The sequence below is a fragment of the Marinobacter sp. NFXS9 genome, assembly GCF_040148665.1.
Lineage (GTDB): Bacteria > Pseudomonadota > Gammaproteobacteria > Pseudomonadales > Oleiphilaceae > Marinobacter_A > Marinobacter_A mangrovi.
Genome location: NZ_JAGDDW010000002.1, coordinates 116,476 through 133,044 on the forward strand (window position 1 = coordinate 116,476; position 16,569 = coordinate 133,044).

The window sequence follows — 16,569 nt, forward strand, 5'->3', positions numbered from 1 at the left end:
CGCAATACATCCGACGTTGCGTCGTGGCCGGGCGGGCCGAACATTTATCGATCAGGTACTCCTTCAGCTTTGGAGATGTCTAAAAATTAATCAAATGAAGTTGGTCGAAGTTACAACTAATGTCTAGTGCCACGGTTGGGTCGTAAGGGACGCTGCCGTCGAGCCGGGCGTTGCTGTGTGGGCCTTTGAGTCGTGTTCTGCGGTCGACGGTTTCAAAACGTTGCAGATTTCTGCTTATTCTCCGCGGAGGGATGTCTACAATAGGCGTTAAATTACAAAGCACGCTGATTTCTGACGTTTTACGGCACCACCGGAGGCAAGGCATGGCGAAAACCGCCGCGGCGGATGAGGGGTACTCGGCCGTCTTTTTCATGGACGGCGCGACGGTCGCGAGGCAGATGCGGGGCTCGGAGTTTGGTGCCTTTCTGGACGGTTATGTGGGCTTGTCGGATCTGGCCGATACCGAAGTCCGGGCGGTTTACCTGAATCTGGGGCCGGATCTGGGCATTCGGGGTCTGGTCTTCTTCCGCATCTATTTCGACGAGGAGGGGCGGGCCGACAGCCACTGGAACGTGCCCGTGGAAAAGTTTTCCGAGACCGCGGCCAAAGGGCCGGATCTCGGTGCTGGCCCGATTTACCTGGCCTGCCGCAGCCAATGCCCGGAACCCCGGTTTACCGACGAACTCTGGGACCCGGACATGACTCCGGGCAGCAACCACTTCCAGGCGATTCGCCGGGCGGTGGATGAAAACCACCTGAAATTCCAGAAGAAAGTGATGGAGGCGCCGGACGAGGACATCCCGATCCTGCAGGCGGCCGTCAAGCGCTCCTCAAGCACCACCGATACCCGTGAGGCCGCCCGCCAGCGGGTGCGGCTGGCCCGGACCATCCGCGAGCAGCGGCTGCGCATCAAGACGCTCCAGAGCGTGCATCGCGACGCCATGTCGGATATCCAGCGCGAGCACCGGCATGAGATGCAGACCCTGCGTAACGAACTGCAGGCGATGGAGGAGAAGCTGGAACGCCAGCGTCTGGCGAACGAGCAGCTGAAAGTGCGCCTGTCGGAGCGCAACGAGCAGTATCTGACCCTGCAACAGGAGATCAGCGAGGCCGGCAATGCCACCGACGCCCGCCAGGACGCCAGCGATGCGGAAGTGGTCCTGCTGCGCGAGCAACTGGAACGCAAGCAGCGAGAACTGGAGCTGCGCAACGACAAGATCGTCGTGCTGGAGCAGGAACGCTACGACCTGGCCCACCGGGAGCCGGCGGAAAACACCCTGATGGCGGAACTCAAGGCCCAGAATGTCTTCCTGGTCGCTTACCACCCCGGCCTTGGCCACATTACGCTGCCCTACGAGGACATTCCCCGCTACTTTGAAAACGCCATGGCTTATGTGGCCGAAAAATGCGGATTGAACGAACCGGCCTATCGACAGTGGCTGGCTCATCACGAAGACCCGCGCTGCCAGGCTGAGGTGGACGGCAAACCCTGCCATGAGCCTCTGATCCGCGTCAGCCAACCGTCCGATTTCCGGCCGGGCGTTGACGATCGCTGCGAGCCACACCAGGAAACCTCGGGTTAGCAACCCTTAACCATCCGGCCACTGCGCGGGCACCACGAAGGTTCTTCCCGTCTCTTCCCAACTACCACCATCACCGCGCGGTGCCATCGACGCAAACAGGCGCGGTGCACCGCCAGCCCGGATCGATGCCAGCATCGCCCTCGTGTTCTCCGCATCCGGTGGTTCGGATGATTGATAGCGGCCCAGCCAGTGCGGCTTCATCAGGCAATGCCAGTTCGCCGTGACGGCATCATCCAGCGTTTCGATCCGGCACCAGGTGCCCTTGTCATGATCGGGCGGTGCCCCGGCCGGCGATGCCAGTGACCGGTCTGCCGGGTAAAACAGGTAACCGGGCATGAACAGCCGGGGCAGGGGCGGTTGCGTGATGCCTTGGTCGGCCAGCATCCGTTGCGCTGCGGGGGCTCTGGTGAGCCGGCATTGGTGGTCGGTCAGGCGCTGGGTCTTGCGATCCAGCCGGTCCTTGGCGTTGGGCCCGTACCAGTAGTCGGTGCCGTTTTCCTGCCGGTAGCCGAGGTAGAATTTGACGGCGATTTCATGATGTTCGACGCGCCGGTCATGGGTGTTCTCAACGATGAAATCCAATTCGCCCAGCGTTCGGCGCTCCTCCCGGACCTGCTCGTTCATCAGCAGGATGCGCCAGCCCAGAAGATCCGTAAGCAGGAACTGGTAGAGCCGTTCGAAGTAGAAGCCGAGCCGGGGGCTGGGGTGTGCGGCCAACAGCGTCTCCAGCGGTCGGGGCTGTGCGTCCAGACGGGCCAGGCGTTGCGGCAGGTCTGGCGGCAGATAGCTCGCCAGATCAAAATTCGCTTCGGCATCGGTCAGTTGCGGCGCCCGGCACAACCAGGCCAGGTGTCTGACCGCAGCGGTCTGCCACAGGGGCGAGGGTGGGCCGGATGACGTGATGGCGGGCTCCTGTTCTTTTTTCAGAAATGCTGTCACTTTGGGTAGTATTGGCGGACCCGTGTTCACTGAACGCGCCCGGCGACTTCCGGCAAAGGCGTCAATCGCCGTGAGTGGTTCCCGGACGGACCACGGCAATACGGTCCGGTCACTATACCCCGAGTGACCCAAACGCATCACTGGGCTGGCACAGGATATCGAATGGAGCAATTCAGAAATATTGGTGTAATTGGGCGGATGAACAGCGTCAAGGTGGTGGAGACCCTGCGCCACTTGAAGACCTATCTGCTCAATGAAAATTATCAGGTGATCCTGGAGTCGGAAACCGCCACCATGTTGCCGGGCCACGGCTTGCAGGTGTCCAGCAAGAAGCTGCTGGGTGAAATCTGCGACCTGGTCATCGTCGTCGGCGGCGACGGCAGCCTGCTCGGGGCCGCCCGGGAGCTGGCCAAGTCCAAGATCCCCATTCTCGGCGTCAACCGTGGACGCCTGGGCTTTCTGACCGACATCTCACCGGACGACCTGGAAGAGCGCGTGGGTCGGGTGTTGCAGGGCGAGTACATCGAAGAGCATCGCTTCCTGTTGGACTCCCACGTGACCCGCAGCGACAACCCGGTCGGTTTCGGCACGGCACTGAACGACGTGGTGCTGCATCCCGGCAAATCGACCCGCATGATCGGTTTCGATCTGTATATCGATGGCCACTTCGTCTACAGCCAGCGTTCGGACGGGTTGATCGTCTCCACGCCGACCGGCTCGACCGCCTATTCCCTGTCTGCCGGCGGACCCATCATGCATCCCAAGCTGGATGCGGTGGTGCTGGTGCCGATGTTCCCGCACACGCTCAGCAGCCGGCCGATCGTGGTGGATGGCAAGAGCGAGATCAAACTGGTGATCGGCGAGGATAACGAAACCTATCCCCAGATGAGTTGCGACGGCCAGATGGATGTGTCCTGCGCGCCGGGCGACATCATCCGTATCACCAAGAAGCCTTTCAAGATTCGCCTGATTCATCCGACGGATCACAATTTCTACGCCACGTGCCGGGAGAAACTCGGTTGGGCCAGTAACATCGCAGCGAGTTAACTATGTCTGTAAAGCGGTCAGGCAGCCGGGGCTATGACATCATCGGCGACATCCATGGATGCGCCCACACGCTTCAGGCCCTGCTGGAGCAGATGGGCTATCGCAAGGTCAACGGGGTCTACGAACACAAGCGTCGGCAGGCGATCTTCATCGGTGACATCATTGACCGCGGGCCACGCATCCGCGAGTCGCTGCATATGGTGCGGGACATGGTCGAGCACGGTTCGGCGCAGATCACCATGGGCAACCATGAATACAACGCCCTGGGTTACTGCACCCGGGCTCGTCCGGGCAGCGACAGGAAATTCCTGCGGGAGCATAATCCCCGGCACGACCGGCTGATCCAGGAAACGCTGGACCAGTTCGAGCACCATCCCCATGAGTGGAATGAATTCCTGGAGTGGTTCTACACGCTGCCGCTGTTTCTGGAAGTCGAGCATTTCCGGGTGGTGCACGCCTGTTGGGACAGCCGGCTGATCGACCAGTTCAAGGCAGCCCAGGGTGGCAACCTGATCGACGAGGATTTCCTGCATGCCTCGTCGGTGCTGGATTCCTTCGCCGGCCAGGTGATGGACCGATTGCTGCGCGGTACCGACCTGCGCCTGCCGGACGGCTTGCATATCGAAGGCAAGGACGGCTTTGTGCGCCGCTTTTTCCGCACCAAGTTCTGGGCGGAGAATCCGCAGACCTACAACGATGTGGTCTTCCAGCCGGATCCGTTGCCGGAGCATATCGCCAACCGGCCACTGTCCGACGCTGAAAAGAAGAAAATCATTGCCTATCCGCCCACCGAACCGCCCGTGTTTGTCGGCCATTACTGGCGGGAAGGGCGACCGGCGCCGCTCAAGCCCAACGTGGCCTGTATCGACTACAGCGCGGTGAAATACGGCCGCCTCGTGGCGTATCGGATGGACGATGAGCGGCAACTTTCCGCGGACAAATTTGTCTGGGTTAACGTACCGCGACCGGAACTGCCGAGCGATTCGCAAACCGAAGACAGTCTTACGAGGTAACCCTTTGTACCGAGTCAAACAGCTGTCGGCCGGGACGGACCTGGCCGACTTCAGTCAGTGGCTGCGTGAGCAGGGCATCGAACACCGGATTTCCGAGGAGGGCGACCAGCAAGTTCTCTGGCTGGAGCACCAGGAGCATGCCGAGCCAGTGCTGGCAGCGCTTGAGCAGTTCATGTCCCGGCCGGAAGTGCGTCGGGCCATCCATGAGACCAATCACTCCCCGGTATTCGTCAACGGCCGCTGGCAGCCGTCGCCCAAACACGCGCCCATGGTCCTCGCGATCATCGCCATCGCGGCGCTGGTGACCTGGTTTACCGGCCTGGGGCGTGATCCGGCTTCGGCTGCGCTGATGTTTGTCGACCCGACGCGGTTTGTCTTCGATACCCTGGCGCAGCGGCTGGATGCGCTGTCGGCCACTCTGTCCCAGGGTCAGTTCTGGCGGTTGCTGACGCCGGATCTGCTGCATTTCAGTTGGTCGCACATTATTTTCAATGCGGTGATGATGTGGTTTCTCGGCAGTCAGGTGGAGTGGTTTGACGGCAAGCTGCGCCTGGGCATCCTGGTGGTAATCATCAGTCTGCTGTCGAACACCCTGCAGTTCCTGGTGTCCGGGCCGTTGTTCGGTGGTCTGTCCGGTGTGGTTTACGGCATCCTGGGCTACTGCTGGCTCAGCCAACAACGCCGGCCCCGATTCCAGTTTCCTCCGGCCCTGATCGTGGTGTCGCTGGTCTGGATCCTGATCGGCTTCACGCCGCTGACGCAGATCCTGGGGCTGGGCTCGATGGCCAACGAGGCGCATCTCGGCGGCCTGTTGGCCGGGCTGATCATGGCGGTACTGATGCCACCGCCGCGCAAACAGGATTCCCAGGGCGCCTGATGCCGCACGTTACGCTGTTTGACACCTTGCCGCTGTAGGTTGGGCGGACCAGGGAAGCCCAACAATTGACAGGGAGTCAATGTTTCAACAATCCCACCAGAATCCGAGACGTAATGGATTGGTCTGGCGAGCAGAAGGTGAGTGCCGGATGGCGGGGCTCAGGTTGGAAATCGTTGGGCTTCCCTGGTCCGCCCAACCTACGGCACTTCCCAAACGTTAGCGGCGTACTTCAGATGAGCATTTTTCAGGCATAAAAAAGCCCCGCCAAACGGCGGGGCATTAAATGAGCCTGTTAAGCTCCTGATGAGGAAGATTTAAAAGCCCGCTATTGCTGGGCTGAGCGGGCGATTTTTTCAGGGTATACACGAGGGTATACAGATTAATCCCTGCTGGGGGGCGTGTCCTCGCCTTCCTTCGCGTCTTCCAGGAGCGCTTCGCTGTAGCGGTAAACCTCTGAAAGCCGGAACATCACGCGGGCGGCCACGCCTTCGCCGGTCTTGTACCCCTTCGGGCAGCGCTTGTCCTTCTTCCTGAGCCGGTCGAACTCGGTCGGACTCCGGCCGATGATGGCGGCCGCTTCCCGGCGGCTCACCTGGACGAAGCGCGGATCGAACTTGTTCACCGGTACCGGCTTCTTCTGGGGCTGTTCTGTCTGATTCTGTTGCATCGTGAAGCTGGTCCTCATACTGCTGGTTGTTCCTGGGCTTGCTGGCGCCGATCCCGTCGAGCCTTCCAGCGCTGGTAGTGGCCTTTGATCTGCCGGAATTTAGCGGCCGCGGTGAAGTTGTGGTCCAGCTCGGCCCGACTCTTGATGCCGCAGGCGGTCAGGATCACGTCGCGGGCGTCCTCCTCGTTGTGCGTTCCGTCCGGGATCTCCACGCCGGCCTTCTTGCTGCTGGCCCGGTCCAGGTAGAGTCGGAACGACTCGTCCTGGCAGAGCATGGCCGCGCTTCGGGCCAGATAGCTGCCTTTCACTTCTGGCATGGTTCACCTCCCGCCCTCTGGCTTGCTCGGCCGGTTTCTTAGGCATTTACTATCCGCGCCCATGTCGAACGGGCAGTTGCAGCTGGGATATGTGCAGGTTTTCGTTTTCTCAGGTGGGCTGGGGAACATATCCATCAGGTCTGCAAAGCAATCTTTCTGCATTGCCTGATACTGATTTTCTGATAAAGGCACGCATCTACTCGCCCCATTTTCCATCCCTTGGGGGATGCCTCTCGCTAGCCACCAATTACGAGCTGCTGAAAAGGCCTCCCGCGCCAGTTCTCCGTCGATGAAGAAGGTGAGAAGTTCGCCGTGATACTTACTCGACAGGTGACCCTCCTGGTATAGGCGCTTAATTCTGGACCACAGCTGCTGTTCCCCCAGAACTCGAGTAATATTCTGGCGGCTGCATCGATGCTCTGAAGAGTTCGACACATACCAGAAATCATCATTGCGACAGACGCCGTACATGCCTCCTACGTAGCGCATGACAACCGACCCAGAAAGCAGCCTGATCTGATTCTTCCAGATGGCCTGGATCAGCTCTATATCAGATATTTTCATGCTTTTACTCCTTCCCGGGCTTGCTCGAGATGAAATTCAGGCTCCTGAAGAACATTTGGATCCGCCGTTCGCGCTGCCCTTGCCAGCACCCTGGCCAGCTCGTCAGGCCGGAAATCCACTAGCGGGCGGTTCAGTTCGCGGTTAAATAGCCTGCGGAAATACGCCATATCGAGTCCGTAGCGATTTTTCCCGTGCTCATTCGGCACAAGCACAGTCTCGAACTGGGCTGATTGCCAGAAGCTCCACGCCACGGCCGTTTCGTGAGACTGGTAGCCGTCTCCCTGTCTTTCGGTGTTCATGCCGCGGGCGTTGGCGAGCTGTTCAAATTGGTTTCGGTTCATGATGCGGTTGCCTCCAGGTGTGCTTCTGGTTGATGGATTGCCCGGCAAAGCGCTGCCATTGGCTGGGGGCTGACGGAGTTTCCGACGAAACGAACCTGCTTTGCCTTTGAGAATTTCCGGCCATCGTGGCCGCGATCGATCACATAGTTGGGGTGGAAGCCCTGGGCGTTATACAGCTCTCTCGGGACCAGCATTCGCAGGCCGATATCCACGATCACGTAGGGGTGGCCCTGGATGGTGACGGTGACCAGCGCCAGGCGGTCTCTGGTGGTGATGGTGCCCAAAGGCTTTCGGATGTCGCCCCATTGCCCGCCCTCGCTGTAGTAGTGCATCAGGAAGGCAGCCACGCGCAGGGCGCCCGCTTCCTGCTCCGGCGAAAGAGTGCATTCTACGAGGGCGGTTTTACCGCCTCCGCCGGCCGTGGTCGTCGGTGCCGGAGTCGTGATGGCGCTGCCAATGCTCTGGCCGAACTGCCTGGACAGAAAGGCAGTCACCAGCTGCTGCTGGCTTCCACGGTTTGTGATTGTGCTGCAGGGTTTGCGCAGGTCGTGACCTGGTGTTTCGTTGAAGCCGCCATTCATCTGTGCCATGTAGGCGGTGACCAGCGAGAACGAGCCGCCGCGTGGCCAGGCCGTAATGGTCCTCAGGGGCTCGCGGATAGACTGCACAGACTCGCCAGCCCCATAGTTGGCGATCGGGATGATGAACGGGTCAGCCGAATCCAGAACAAACTTCTGAATGCCCTTGGCGATCCGGCGCAGCGTGTTGTCTGCGAGCGGCCGCTTGCGGGTAAAGATACTTGGGGCCGGTATGCTCCAGTCGATGATGTCGGCGGCCGGGCGCCATTTCTTCTGGCCGGCTTTCGGGTGTTCGGAATATGTGGGTTTAGGCCACACGATCGGCTGGCCGTCGCACCGCGCTTGGAGGAACAGCCGCTCTCGAGTGGTTGCCGCTCCGTAGTCGCAAGCTCGCATCGTGCGCCACTGAACGGTGTAACCCATGGCACGCAGGCCATCGACAAAATGCCGCCAGTTGTGGCCCTTTCGGCGTTTGTCGGGAACCAAGTATTGCTCCTGGACCGGGACGCGCTCGCCGGGGGCGGCGATAGAGCCGTCCAGTTTGACGACCCGACCGGTGGTTCTGCAGCGCTTGGCCACCAGCGGTGCCCAGTTCAGCATCTGCTCCACGTTCTCCATGGTGATCACTCGAGGGCGGACCCTACCGGCCCACTTGTGGATTACCCAAGCCAGCGAACGGATGGCCTTCTTTCGCGGCTGCCCGCCGGCGGCCTGGCTGTGGTCCGTGCAATCGGGAGAGGCATGCAGGTGGCCGATCGGGCGGCCGTTGAAGTCCCGGACAACGACAACGGGGTCCACCTCAAACACGTCACTGTGGTAGTGCCGCGCGCCTGGATGGTTGGCTTCGTGCTGGCTGATCGCATCCTCGTCGTGGTTGATTGCGAAATGGATCGGCTGATCCGTGCCAATCTCATAGCCAGTGCTGGCGCCACCGCCTCCGGCGAACAGATCGCCGTTGATCTCGTCGTTGAAGTCGAGACCGTACTGGGTTTTGAACTCCCGAATGCGTGCGACTTTGGGGGCGATCGCTACTGTCATTCCTCGCCCTCCCCAAGCAATCCATGGAATGTGCTATGTGGATAGTTGACCTTCGGAACTGAGTTGATTCGCTGAAGAAACCTTTCGCTTCCGAATTCCCCGACCTTCCGATCTATCAGCCGTTGCGCCTTCTCCCTGTTACCCTTGCGGCCAACCGACAAGTCGATATCCCCGGAAATGCTCAAACCGCTGTCGTAGTGAGATAGCTTTACCTGTTCGCCTTTGGTGTCCCAATGGACCGCGAATACAACTGCCTCACCAGCGATGAATAGCTCGAATCGCTCAACTACTCCCACCTGCACATAGACGGGCACGGCATCTCTTCCGTGGGCTTTGTCTGGTCTGCATGACAGATTCATTTTCATGCAGCACCTCCAATAGCCTTTAGGAGAAACGGCTTATCCAGTTCAATCAGGTAATTCAGGTAACTGATGTATCTGTCAGTTTCGATCAGCTGCTTTCGATACTCGGATTCGGTCTTTTCGGGGTCCGTCCATTCGAAGGGGTCAAAATCAATATCGATCTCAGCCACCGATTTTGTGTGGTCTTCCTTGCCGCTATAGATCGCGTCTAGGGGCTTCACCTCTGCCCGGAAGGTCTTAACATGCGCAGCGAAGTTGGCATGGCCATGGGCGATACCGCGCTGCGTCAGGACCAGGCTTTTTTGGAAGATTTCTTCAGCCTTCAGGAATAGGGTTTCGATTCTTTCTTCTCGGGTTAGCGTCAGCGTTTTCATCGGGTGTTACCTCACTGTCCTGTCGTTCTTTTTTTCAGCTCGATGGTCTGCTGGCAGTCCACGCAGGTGGCGCAGCCGGGCAGGGCTTCGCGTCTTTTGGCGGGGATCTCGAAGCCGCATTCCTCGCAGTACGGGTCGTCGTTGGCCGGCTGGGGCTGGGTGCGCCGGTTCTCCAGCGCACGTTCCAGTTCCTGTTCGATGTATTCGCCGGCGATATCCGCTTTATCAGCCATGGGTCAGGTGCTCCGTTGCGTTGGCGTTGAGGTCCTGGGCCGGTACCAGGTGGATGACGCCGGCTTCCATGCAGGCGGCGGCCTGGTCCCGATCGTCGAAGATCAGGACCATGGCGCAGTGGTGATGCACGCGGCCGTGGTCGTCGTTGATGACGGTCATTTCGCCGATGTCGTGCAGTCTTGCGGACGGAGTTAGGGCTTTTGTGTCGGTCATATCGATCACCTTTTGGTCAGTTCCGGGGGTGGTGTCAGGGCGGGTTCAGTTGACCCAGGCGACGGGTAAGTCGTCGCTGTTGAGGCGGACAGGGCGGGCGCCGATCTTGGCGGCGATCACGTCCAGCCCAGTGTTGGTAATCAAGGTTCGGCCGTAGGGGCGGTTGCCCAGGGTCGGATGCCGGTAGGACGACATCACGACACGGAACACATCGGACCCGCGCCAGCGGCCGGTGGGCAGGTTGTAGCGGCAGAGCATGCCCTGTTCTCGCAGCTGCCGGGTCAGGGTGTTCCTACCGATGTTCAGCAGGCCCGCGGCCTGGTCGAAGGTGTATTCCACGTCGATGTCCTCCTACAGCTCTTTCTCAAACACCCAGCAGCGCACGGACATGCTGCCCATGGCGGCTTCTTCGCCACGGATCGCTGATCGCACAGTGCGGCTGGCTTCGATGAATTTCCGGCACCGGGAGGTTTTCAGGTGTCGCTTGAGTTCCGTGATCGGGGGGATGCGCAGCTTCGCTTCCGCGCAGACCTGTTCGAAGTGCTTCAGGTTGACGGCGATCAGCTTGCCCTCGGCGCCGTAGTGGTTGAGCGTCGGTGTGGCTCGCTGGCCCTCGATGTAGTCGAAGGCTTCCCAGAATTCCTGGACCATCGGGTGATCCGCGTTAACCGCGTTCTGGCGCTCCAGCGCCATGCCCTGAATCATTTCCCGGGCGGGCTCCAGGTAGGATTCCGGCAGCAGCTTCAGGCAGTCCGGGCCCAGGCAATCCACCAGCGCCTGCAGCTGCCCGTGATTCTTGGCGATCCGGTGGATGCGAATGTCCGGCAGTTCGGCCAAGGCCTTTTCGTAGGCCGGGGCGCGATCGCAGACCAGGCGCATCACCTTGGCTTCGGCGGCGGTGGCCTGCAGCACGAAGCCGCTGACCTGCTCCATCGGCGTCCGCTCCAGCTTTTCAGCCAGGGCTTTGGTGGTCTCGTTGTGGCCCTCCCGGGTCACGTTCACGTGGACGATCCGCTGAAGGACGGCATCGCTGGCGTTCACCTGGGCGTTCTGGCTGATGACGATCGCGCCGCGGAAAGGGGGTTCATAGGTGTCGTTGCCGCCGTTCTTCTGGCCACGGCTGCGCACGCTGCGGCCGTTGTAGGCGGTCTTCAGTTCATCCCAGTCGAACTGCTTCTGCTTGGCGCCGGCTTCCTGGTCCCGGTCTGACTCGATCAGCACCACCGGCAGGTTGGAGACCTGGGCGAAGTTCCGGGCGCGGGCGGCGAGGGTGGCCTTGCTGGGGTCGAAGCCCTCGTAATCCTGGCGGCCAACCAGCTTCCACAGGAACTCGATCAGCGTGGACTTACCGGAACCGGCCTCGCCGACGATCTCGATGAACGGGAACGACTTGTGCTGGCCGCGGATCTGCTCGGCGAACAGGCTGCCCAGCCAGAAGGCGAGGGCGATGACGCCCTTGGGGCCGAAGCAGTCCGCCAGATCGCGAGCCCAGCCGCGTTGGTAGTCGGCGGCACTCCGGTTGATGTTGAGGGCCACGGACTCGGACAGCGTCTTCACGCTCATGCGGCCGATGTCGTAGTAGTCCTCGTTGTTCAGCTCATGGATCTGGCCAGCGTGGACAGCGAGTTCCGGGAATACCCAGGTTTCGTGTTCCTTGCTATAGCCGATGAAGTCGATGGTCTCGACCGTCTTGATGCCACTGATCTGCTGCTTCAGTAGGCGGTCCAATTGCTGGCTGGAGCCGGTCCAGACGGCACCGGGGGCGATGCCCAGCAGACGCTTCTTGAACTCGCTGGCGCTGGCCAGCTGGCCGCCGCTGAACGTGTTCTTCACCGGCCGGCCGTCGTGCGGGAAATCGACGCGGTAGTAATACCAGCTTTCGTCCGTGACCTTGTTGGCCAGGTAATACAGGGCCGTCGGGTAGCAGTTGGCGATCTCGACCACCGCGTTGCACTGCTCAAGTGCCCGGGCAATGATCTCTTTGTCGGTCAGCGGCTCGTCGCTGTCCTCCAGGTCGCTGATCGCCTTGTGGTATTCCTCCATGTTCAACTTGAACCAGAACAGCCGGTTGTTGAATCCGAATGGGAATTCCTTGCGCCCGGTGTGGCTGTACATCCGGTTGGCTTTTTCCTGGGCGCTGCGGGCGATGACCAGGTCGCCCTGGTACAGGAACTCGTCGGTGGTTTGCTGGCCGTGATCGTTGACCAGCTCGCCACGCTGCCAGGCGTCGTTCCAATCGCGTTTGTGCTTGCCTTCCTGAGGAATGACCGCGGCGCCGACCTTCCAGCCGTCCGCGCGGGAGATGTTGGCGAACTTGCGGATGTACCGGGTGCCGGCGGCGTCGCCGTCCATAGCCCAGATCAGGCGGGGAAGATCCTCGCCGGCTTCCTCGCGGGCCTTGCGCAGCGCTTCCAGGAACTGGTCCGGGTAGTTGTTGCAGCTGAAGGCGGCCACGGCGGCGATGCCGGCGTGATACAACGCGATCGCATCGAAGATGCCTTCCACAATCCACAGCTCGTCGCCTTGCGCCAGATCCAGTCCGGGCGGTACCCAGGCCTGGCCCTTGGTTTTCGAGCCATAGTTGAAGTGGGCCTTCTTCTTGCCGAACCGGTGCGGTTTGTCGACCAGGCGTTCCCAGTAGTCCCGGCGATCGTTCAGGTAGAAGCGCACCGTGGCACTGCCGATGTTCCGGTCCCGGTCCCAGTAGTGCTCCTGGCTGTACCAGCCGCGCACGATGTCCAAATCGAAGCCGCGGCCATGGCGCATGTAGGCGTCGGCAACTTCGGTGCCGGTGTCCCGCTCGCCGGGTTTCCGGTCCTTGCGGCCGTAGCGCTCCGTCCAGCTGTCGAACAGGTCCGGGAACAGCTCCTTCACGTGGTGCTGCTCGCCACACTTGCTCTCGCGGCCGCACTTCACCATCCACGGGCTCTCGGTGCCCACGAAGGCTTCGCGCTTGCCACAGGCCGGGCAGCGCAGGCGCCGCAGGAACTTGCCGCGCTCCACGCCGTCCATGTCGCTCTGCAGACGGTGCAGGATGTCCGACCGTAGTTGGTCTTGCATTCGGAAGGCTCCGGATCAGGCGTTGATGCGAGTGGGTGTGGCGTGTTCCGCCCGCAGCTGCAGCAGCTCGCGGACCGAGAAGATGCTGGTGTGGCCGTTGTCGTCGTGGATGACCACCATGTTGCCGGTGGTCAGGCTCACATCGACGTAGGCGCCGGGCTTGCCCTTGGCGTCCAGGTCCGTCCAGGTCTGCACGGCCAGCAACGCCGCGCGGCGACGGGAGCACTGGTATTCCTCCATCAGGCTGTCGGTGGCCATCTCGATGCACTCGCGGGCATCGGATCCGGCCTTCTTCAGGGCCAGGATTTGGGCGTAGGCGGCGTCGGTCATGGATTGGGCGATCGCGTTCACAGTCATGCTTTTGCGTCCTTCTTCTTGGGTGAGAACTTGTCGTAAGCCAGCTCCATTTCCTGCTGGCATTGCTCGCGGACTTCGGGAGACAGCGGGATTTCCCGCATTCGGCCTTCCGGGTCCAGGGAGAGTCGGTCGGTGTGGGTCAGGAACACCACGCCCTTGTAGCCGCAGTGATCCGGCTCCTGGCAGTACACGTAGAGCTGGCGCTGTGCCGGGATCATCTGAACGCTCGTCCGCACGCGGCAGACGCCGGCGCAGTGAGGGCAGAGGATCCGCAGGAAGTTGTTGCGCATGCCGGGCTCGAGGCGTTCCTGGTCTTCCACCGGTGCCTTCGGGTTCTTTGCTTCCAGCACGGGGCCGTAGGACAACTCCAGCGAACCGCGGTACCCGCATTCGATGTTTCGGCACTGGACGAAGGCGTCCTTCCCCTTCTGCTGAATGGAGCGACTGGTCTGGATCGAGCAGGCCTCGCCACAGGCGGGGCAGCCGATCGTCAGGTAGTTGCGTTTGATCTGGCTGAGCTTCACTTACGCGGCCCTCCCACGGCGTGTAGGGCTCGGTTGCGGCCAGTCAGCCGGAGACTGGCACCCCGCATGCGTTGTTTGATCAGCCACTCGGCGGCCTGGCTCTGGGTCTCAAGGCCCTGCTGCAGACGAACAGTCTCCAGGAGCCCGGCCTGTTCTTCGGTCAGCTCTAGGGTTATTTCCGGCATCTCTTCAGGACCTCAAATGCTGCGAATGTGTGCCTCGGAATGGGGCGCGCCGCCGGTCATGCTGGGAGTCGTGGGTAACAGGGACGCCTCGGCCTGGGCGATTAGCATCTGGCGCAGCAGGCTGGCGCGATCGGTGCCGGTGTAATCCACCAGGGCATTGATCAACGCAGCCTCGTAGTCGTCCAGGTTGAGGCTCACACGGTGTTTGCGGATGCGTTTGGGGTCCTGATACATCGATCTACTCCTTCAGGGGTCAGGCGGAATGCTTGCGCTGGTAATCGTTGAGGCCTTGCAGGAAGAAGATGCGGGCCTGGGATGCCATGGATCGGCCCTCGGCAATGGCAGCGTCTTCCAGGGCTGAGCGTTCCTCGCTCAAAAGGCGCAGGGCGATGGGCTTGGCGGTCAGCACACCGGTCGGTGCCCGGTGGCTTGGGTTGGGTTTCTTTGCACCAGTCATGGTGTATCCTCTGTGTAACGCTGAATTACACAGAATGATAGTCCCCGATCCGCAAGCAAGTAAACATTATGGGAATTTAAATTTTCTATCGGTATCCGAAATGAGTGACAGTCTTTTAAATAGTGAACAAATTATTCACAGAATGAGAGAGGCGATCGGGGTCAAGAATGACGGGCTCGTAGGCGAGTATTTGGGGGCGTCAAAACAGGCGGTCTACAACTGGAAGAGCCGTGGATCCATTCCGATTGAGTACTGCGTCAAGTTCTGCGTGAAAACCGGTCGCAGCCTCGACTGGTTAATTTTCGGATTGGGTGATAACCGAGTTTCTGATGAACCGTCTGTTTACTACGCGGACCAGGACTACAGCGAAGTCCCGGTTTATGACATCGAAGCCAGCGCTGGCGACGGTTCGCTTTTCGACCAGGAAGTGATCAGCAGCTACCTTAAGTTCCGGAATGACTGGCTGGCTCGAGAAGGGCTTCACCAAAAAGACCTGGTGGCCATTCGTGTCTCTGGTGACTCGATGGATCCCACACTGTCGGACGGTGACACGATCCTGATCGATCGGTCCCGCATTAAGCCCGACGGAGTGTTCGCCATTCGAATCGGCGATGCTCTGCGCATCAAGCGTCTCCAGAAGCTCACAGACGGGAGCCTTCGGGTGTCCAGTGACAATACGTTTTACCAGGAAGAGATTATTCGTCCCGAGAATCTAAACCAGGTGGATATCGTGGGGCAGTGCTACTGGCGGGGTGGCCGGGTTTTTTGAGTTTTCTCGTTTACTGATTGGGCCCTCTTTTCAGTACTCGAGTAAGCGCTATGAGCTGGGGAATCCAGGGAAATATATAATTAAAAAGGGTTACAGATGTCAGAGGAACAATACTTTACAGTAGAGACCACGTACCGAATCCACTACAGCACAAAGAATCCTGTTCCTATACCGGAAATCATTGAGTCGCTGAAGAATGTGGAAAAGCTCCTGCAGCGGACGCCTAAGTTTGTAGAGAAGGCGTTTGAGGAGCTTGAAGTTGTCAACATGCAGGTTTATGTCGATTCGCTAAGGTCCGGTAGCCTGACAGAAGATTTCCTAGTGAAGTTCGTTTTCAAAGGAAAGGAAAACTATGACAAAGCCAAGGAAGTCGTCGACAAAATGCTTGAAGATAACACCATGATAAGAACAGTTGTTGCGGTCGGTTTTGGGGCGATGATGACATATGGTGTTATGAACGCACTTCAACCTGGCCAGCCGACGAACCAGATCGAAGCGTACAATAATACGATCGTCAATGTGGGTGGCACGGCCAGTCTTGATGCCGAAGACATTAAATCGATCCTAGATGCGACGAAGGATACCAAGCAGCTGGCTCGTCAAGCTGTGGCTGTTGTTCGTCCTGCCAAAGCTGATCCTGATGGCACGATTGAAGTTGATAACAATCCAGCGCTAACCGTTCCGAAGGAGTATGTCCAGCGGGTCCCACTGGATTATGAGGCGCCTATACCTCAAGAAAAAACCGCCAAGTACCAGAATGCCCATATCTTTATTTACGCGAGCGACAGGGATAAGTCAGATAAGAACTGGGCAGGCGTTGTTCCGGGGGTTGCGGATTCCAGGGTTAGATTCCAGCTTTCAGATAATGTTGATCCGAAAGAGTTGCACGGTAAAACGAAAGCCAGCGCTGATATCACTGTGGTCGAGCGCTACGTGCCATCCAAGAAGTCCTATGAAGTTAAGCTCGTTGAAATCGATTATATTTACCCGCCTAAGCGCCCAGTTCAGGCTAGCGCGAACCCATAACGTTGTTTTGTTATTGGCAGTGGTGAATGCCCGCCATTCAGGGA

At 59.7% G+C, this 16,569-nt stretch carries 23 protein-coding genes; 6 read left to right on the top strand and 17 right to left on the bottom strand.

The features are described from left to right. The first annotated feature begins 323 nt into the window (after window positions 1–323). Window positions 324–1,583 (top strand): DNA repair protein, encoded by a 1,260-nt coding sequence (locus tag J3364_RS04095; RefSeq protein ID WP_349556982.1) that lies wholly within the window; start codon window positions 324–326, stop codon window positions 1,581–1,583. 6 nt (window positions 1,584–1,589) lie between these two features. On the opposite strand, the gene J3364_RS04100 is transcribed toward J3364_RS04095, so the two are convergent. Continuing rightward, a complete protein-coding gene (locus J3364_RS04100) occupies window positions 1,590–2,522 on the bottom strand; it encodes a DUF1853 family protein (RefSeq protein WP_349556984.1) in 933 nt (310 codons plus the stop codon). Window positions 2,523–2,684: 162 nt separating this feature from the next. Between J3364_RS04100 and J3364_RS04105 the strand changes: the two genes are divergently transcribed. Genes J3364_RS04105 through J3364_RS04115 form a run of 3 tightly spaced genes read left to right on the top strand, consistent with a single transcriptional unit; the run spans window position 2,685 to window position 5,459 of the window. Then, window positions 2,685–3,569: an NAD(+) kinase gene (locus J3364_RS04105; protein ID WP_349556986.1), complete on the top strand. Its 885-nt coding sequence runs from the start codon at window positions 2,685–2,687 to the stop codon at window positions 3,567–3,569. 2 nt (window positions 3,570–3,571) lie between these two features. Next, window positions 3,572–4,582 carry a metallophosphoesterase gene (locus tag J3364_RS04110; RefSeq protein ID WP_349556988.1) on the top strand — a complete coding sequence of 337 codons (1,011 nt, stop codon included), beginning with the start codon at window positions 3,572–3,574 and terminating at the stop codon, window positions 4,580–4,582. Window positions 4,583–4,586: 4 nt separating this feature from the next. Beyond that, on the top strand, window positions 4,587–5,459 hold the full coding sequence (locus tag J3364_RS04115; RefSeq protein WP_349556989.1) for a rhomboid family intramembrane serine protease: 873 nt from the start codon (window positions 4,587–4,589) through the stop codon (window positions 5,457–5,459). 379 nt (window positions 5,460–5,838) lie between these two features. Here the strand turns inward: J3364_RS04115 and J3364_RS04120 are convergent, their stop codons facing one another. The 16 genes from J3364_RS04120 to J3364_RS04195 are packed head-to-tail and all read right to left on the bottom strand — an operon-like array spanning window position 5,839 to window position 14,730. Further along, a complete protein-coding gene (locus J3364_RS04120; RefSeq protein WP_349556991.1) occupies window positions 5,839–6,126 on the bottom strand; it encodes a hypothetical protein in 288 nt (95 codons plus the stop codon). 14 nt (window positions 6,127–6,140) lie between these two features. Beyond that, window positions 6,141–6,443 carry a hypothetical protein gene (locus tag J3364_RS04125; RefSeq protein ID WP_349556993.1) on the bottom strand — a complete coding sequence of 101 codons (303 nt, stop codon included), beginning with the start codon at window positions 6,441–6,443 and terminating at the stop codon, window positions 6,141–6,143. Window positions 6,444–6,446: 3 nt separating this feature from the next. After that, complete coding sequence (locus J3364_RS04130) at window positions 6,447–7,007, bottom strand: hypothetical protein (RefSeq protein ID WP_349556994.1); 561 nt, start codon at window positions 7,005–7,007, stop codon at window positions 6,447–6,449. Beyond that, a complete protein-coding gene (locus tag J3364_RS04135; protein WP_349556996.1) occupies window positions 7,004–7,348 on the bottom strand; it encodes a hypothetical protein in 345 nt (114 codons plus the stop codon). The genes J3364_RS04130 and J3364_RS04135 overlap by 4 nt, the downstream gene beginning before the upstream one ends. Next, window positions 7,345–8,964, bottom strand: a complete 1,620-nt coding sequence (locus tag J3364_RS04140) for a DNA cytosine methyltransferase (RefSeq protein WP_349556998.1) — start codon at window positions 8,962–8,964, stop codon at window positions 7,345–7,347. The genes J3364_RS04135 and J3364_RS04140 overlap by 4 nt, the downstream gene beginning before the upstream one ends. Further along, window positions 8,961–9,329 carry a hypothetical protein gene (locus J3364_RS04145; protein WP_349557000.1) on the bottom strand — a complete coding sequence of 123 codons (369 nt, stop codon included), beginning with the start codon at window positions 9,327–9,329 and terminating at the stop codon, window positions 8,961–8,963. Before J3364_RS04145 ends, J3364_RS04140 begins: the two co-directional genes overlap by 4 nt. Beyond that, window positions 9,326–9,700 carry a hypothetical protein gene (locus J3364_RS04150; RefSeq protein WP_349557002.1) on the bottom strand — a complete coding sequence of 125 codons (375 nt, stop codon included), beginning with the start codon at window positions 9,698–9,700 and terminating at the stop codon, window positions 9,326–9,328. Before J3364_RS04150 ends, J3364_RS04145 begins: the two co-directional genes overlap by 4 nt. A gap of 11 nt (window positions 9,701–9,711) precedes the next feature. Continuing rightward, the gene (locus J3364_RS04155; protein WP_349557004.1) at window positions 9,712–9,933 is read right to left on the bottom strand and encodes a TraR/DksA C4-type zinc finger protein; all 222 of its coding nucleotides are present in this window, start codon (window positions 9,931–9,933) and stop codon (window positions 9,712–9,714) included. After that, window positions 9,926–10,147 carry a hypothetical protein gene (locus J3364_RS04160; RefSeq protein WP_349557006.1) on the bottom strand — a complete coding sequence of 74 codons (222 nt, stop codon included), beginning with the start codon at window positions 10,145–10,147 and terminating at the stop codon, window positions 9,926–9,928. Before J3364_RS04160 ends, J3364_RS04155 begins: the two co-directional genes overlap by 8 nt. A 45-nt stretch (window positions 10,148–10,192) precedes the next feature. Continuing rightward, a complete protein-coding gene (locus J3364_RS04165; RefSeq protein WP_349557008.1) occupies window positions 10,193–10,486 on the bottom strand; it encodes a phage antirepressor KilAC domain-containing protein in 294 nt (97 codons plus the stop codon). A gap of 12 nt (window positions 10,487–10,498) precedes the next feature. Further along, the gene (locus tag J3364_RS04170; protein WP_349557009.1) at window positions 10,499–13,207 is read right to left on the bottom strand and encodes a toprim domain-containing protein; all 2,709 of its coding nucleotides are present in this window, start codon (window positions 13,205–13,207) and stop codon (window positions 10,499–10,501) included. Between the two features lie 15 nt (window positions 13,208–13,222). Further along, window positions 13,223–13,564: an adenine nucleotide alpha hydrolase family protein gene (locus tag J3364_RS04175; RefSeq protein WP_349557011.1), complete on the bottom strand. Its 342-nt coding sequence runs from the start codon at window positions 13,562–13,564 to the stop codon at window positions 13,223–13,225. Next, the gene (locus tag J3364_RS04180) at window positions 13,561–14,088 is read right to left on the bottom strand and encodes an ogr/Delta-like zinc finger family protein (RefSeq protein ID WP_349557013.1); all 528 of its coding nucleotides are present in this window, start codon (window positions 14,086–14,088) and stop codon (window positions 13,561–13,563) included. Before J3364_RS04180 ends, J3364_RS04175 begins: the two co-directional genes overlap by 4 nt. Continuing rightward, window positions 14,085–14,273, bottom strand: coding sequence for a hypothetical protein (locus tag J3364_RS04185; RefSeq protein WP_349557015.1), 189 nt, complete (start codon window positions 14,271–14,273; stop codon window positions 14,085–14,087). Before J3364_RS04185 ends, J3364_RS04180 begins: the two co-directional genes overlap by 4 nt. A gap of 12 nt (window positions 14,274–14,285) precedes the next feature. Continuing rightward, the gene (locus J3364_RS04190; RefSeq protein WP_349557017.1) at window positions 14,286–14,507 is read right to left on the bottom strand and encodes a hypothetical protein; all 222 of its coding nucleotides are present in this window, start codon (window positions 14,505–14,507) and stop codon (window positions 14,286–14,288) included. A 19-nt stretch (window positions 14,508–14,526) separates the two neighbouring features. After that, window positions 14,527–14,730: a hypothetical protein gene (locus J3364_RS04195; RefSeq protein WP_349557019.1), complete on the bottom strand. Its 204-nt coding sequence runs from the start codon at window positions 14,728–14,730 to the stop codon at window positions 14,527–14,529. 100 nt (window positions 14,731–14,830) lie between these two features. On the opposite strand from J3364_RS04195, the gene J3364_RS04200 reads away from it, so the two are divergent. Further along, the gene (locus J3364_RS04200; RefSeq protein WP_349557021.1) at window positions 14,831–15,499 is read left to right on the top strand and encodes a LexA family transcriptional regulator; all 669 of its coding nucleotides are present in this window, start codon (window positions 14,831–14,833) and stop codon (window positions 15,497–15,499) included. A 96-nt stretch (window positions 15,500–15,595) separates the two neighbouring features. After that, complete coding sequence (locus tag J3364_RS04205; RefSeq protein ID WP_349557023.1) at window positions 15,596–16,525, top strand: hypothetical protein; 930 nt, start codon at window positions 15,596–15,598, stop codon at window positions 16,523–16,525. Window positions 16,526–16,569: the final 44 nt, after the last annotated feature.

What these genes read in the sequence shown, in the direction of transcription:
- J3364_RS04145 (WP_349557000.1), bottom strand. Translation starts at nt 9,329, where the DNA reads ATGAAAATGAATCTGTCATGCAGACCAGACAAAGCCCACGGAAGAGAT.
- J3364_RS04135 (WP_349556996.1), bottom strand. Translation starts at nt 7,348, where the DNA reads ATGAACCGAAACCAATTTGAACAGCTCGCCAACGCCCGCGGCATGAAC.
- J3364_RS04185 (WP_349557015.1), bottom strand. Translation starts at nt 14,273, where the DNA reads ATGCCGGAAATAACCCTAGAGCTGACCGAAGAACAGGCCGGGCTCCTG.
- J3364_RS04170 (WP_349557009.1), bottom strand. Translation starts at nt 13,207, where the DNA reads ATGCAAGACCAACTACGGTCGGACATCCTGCACCGTCTGCAGAGCGAC.
- J3364_RS04105 (WP_349556986.1), top strand. Translation starts at nt 2,685, where the DNA reads ATGGAGCAATTCAGAAATATTGGTGTAATTGGGCGGATGAACAGCGTC.
- J3364_RS04155 (WP_349557004.1), bottom strand. Translation starts at nt 9,933, where the DNA reads ATGGCTGATAAAGCGGATATCGCCGGCGAATACATCGAACAGGAACTG.
- J3364_RS04175 (WP_349557011.1), bottom strand. Translation starts at nt 13,564, where the DNA reads ATGACTGTGAACGCGATCGCCCAATCCATGACCGACGCCGCCTACGCC.
- J3364_RS04130 (WP_349556994.1), bottom strand. Translation starts at nt 7,007, where the DNA reads ATGAAAATATCTGATATAGAGCTGATCCAGGCCATCTGGAAGAATCAG.
- J3364_RS04125 (WP_349556993.1), bottom strand. Translation starts at nt 6,443, where the DNA reads ATGCCAGAAGTGAAAGGCAGCTATCTGGCCCGAAGCGCGGCCATGCTC.
- J3364_RS04195 (WP_349557019.1), bottom strand. Translation starts at nt 14,730, where the DNA reads ATGACTGGTGCAAAGAAACCCAACCCAAGCCACCGGGCACCGACCGGT.
- J3364_RS04200 (WP_349557021.1), top strand. Translation starts at nt 14,831, where the DNA reads ATGAGTGACAGTCTTTTAAATAGTGAACAAATTATTCACAGAATGAGA.
- J3364_RS04110 (WP_349556988.1), top strand. Translation starts at nt 3,572, where the DNA reads ATGTCTGTAAAGCGGTCAGGCAGCCGGGGCTATGACATCATCGGCGAC.
- J3364_RS04150 (WP_349557002.1), bottom strand. Translation starts at nt 9,700, where the DNA reads ATGAAAACGCTGACGCTAACCCGAGAAGAAAGAATCGAAACCCTATTC.
- J3364_RS04095 (WP_349556982.1), top strand. Translation starts at nt 324, where the DNA reads ATGGCGAAAACCGCCGCGGCGGATGAGGGGTACTCGGCCGTCTTTTTC.
- J3364_RS04140 (WP_349556998.1), bottom strand. Translation starts at nt 8,964, where the DNA reads ATGACAGTAGCGATCGCCCCCAAAGTCGCACGCATTCGGGAGTTCAAA.
- J3364_RS04205 (WP_349557023.1), top strand. Translation starts at nt 15,596, where the DNA reads ATGTCAGAGGAACAATACTTTACAGTAGAGACCACGTACCGAATCCAC.
- J3364_RS04160 (WP_349557006.1), bottom strand. Translation starts at nt 10,147, where the DNA reads ATGACCGACACAAAAGCCCTAACTCCGTCCGCAAGACTGCACGACATC.
- J3364_RS04190 (WP_349557017.1), bottom strand. Translation starts at nt 14,507, where the DNA reads ATGTATCAGGACCCCAAACGCATCCGCAAACACCGTGTGAGCCTCAAC.
- J3364_RS04120 (WP_349556991.1), bottom strand. Translation starts at nt 6,126, where the DNA reads ATGCAACAGAATCAGACAGAACAGCCCCAGAAGAAGCCGGTACCGGTG.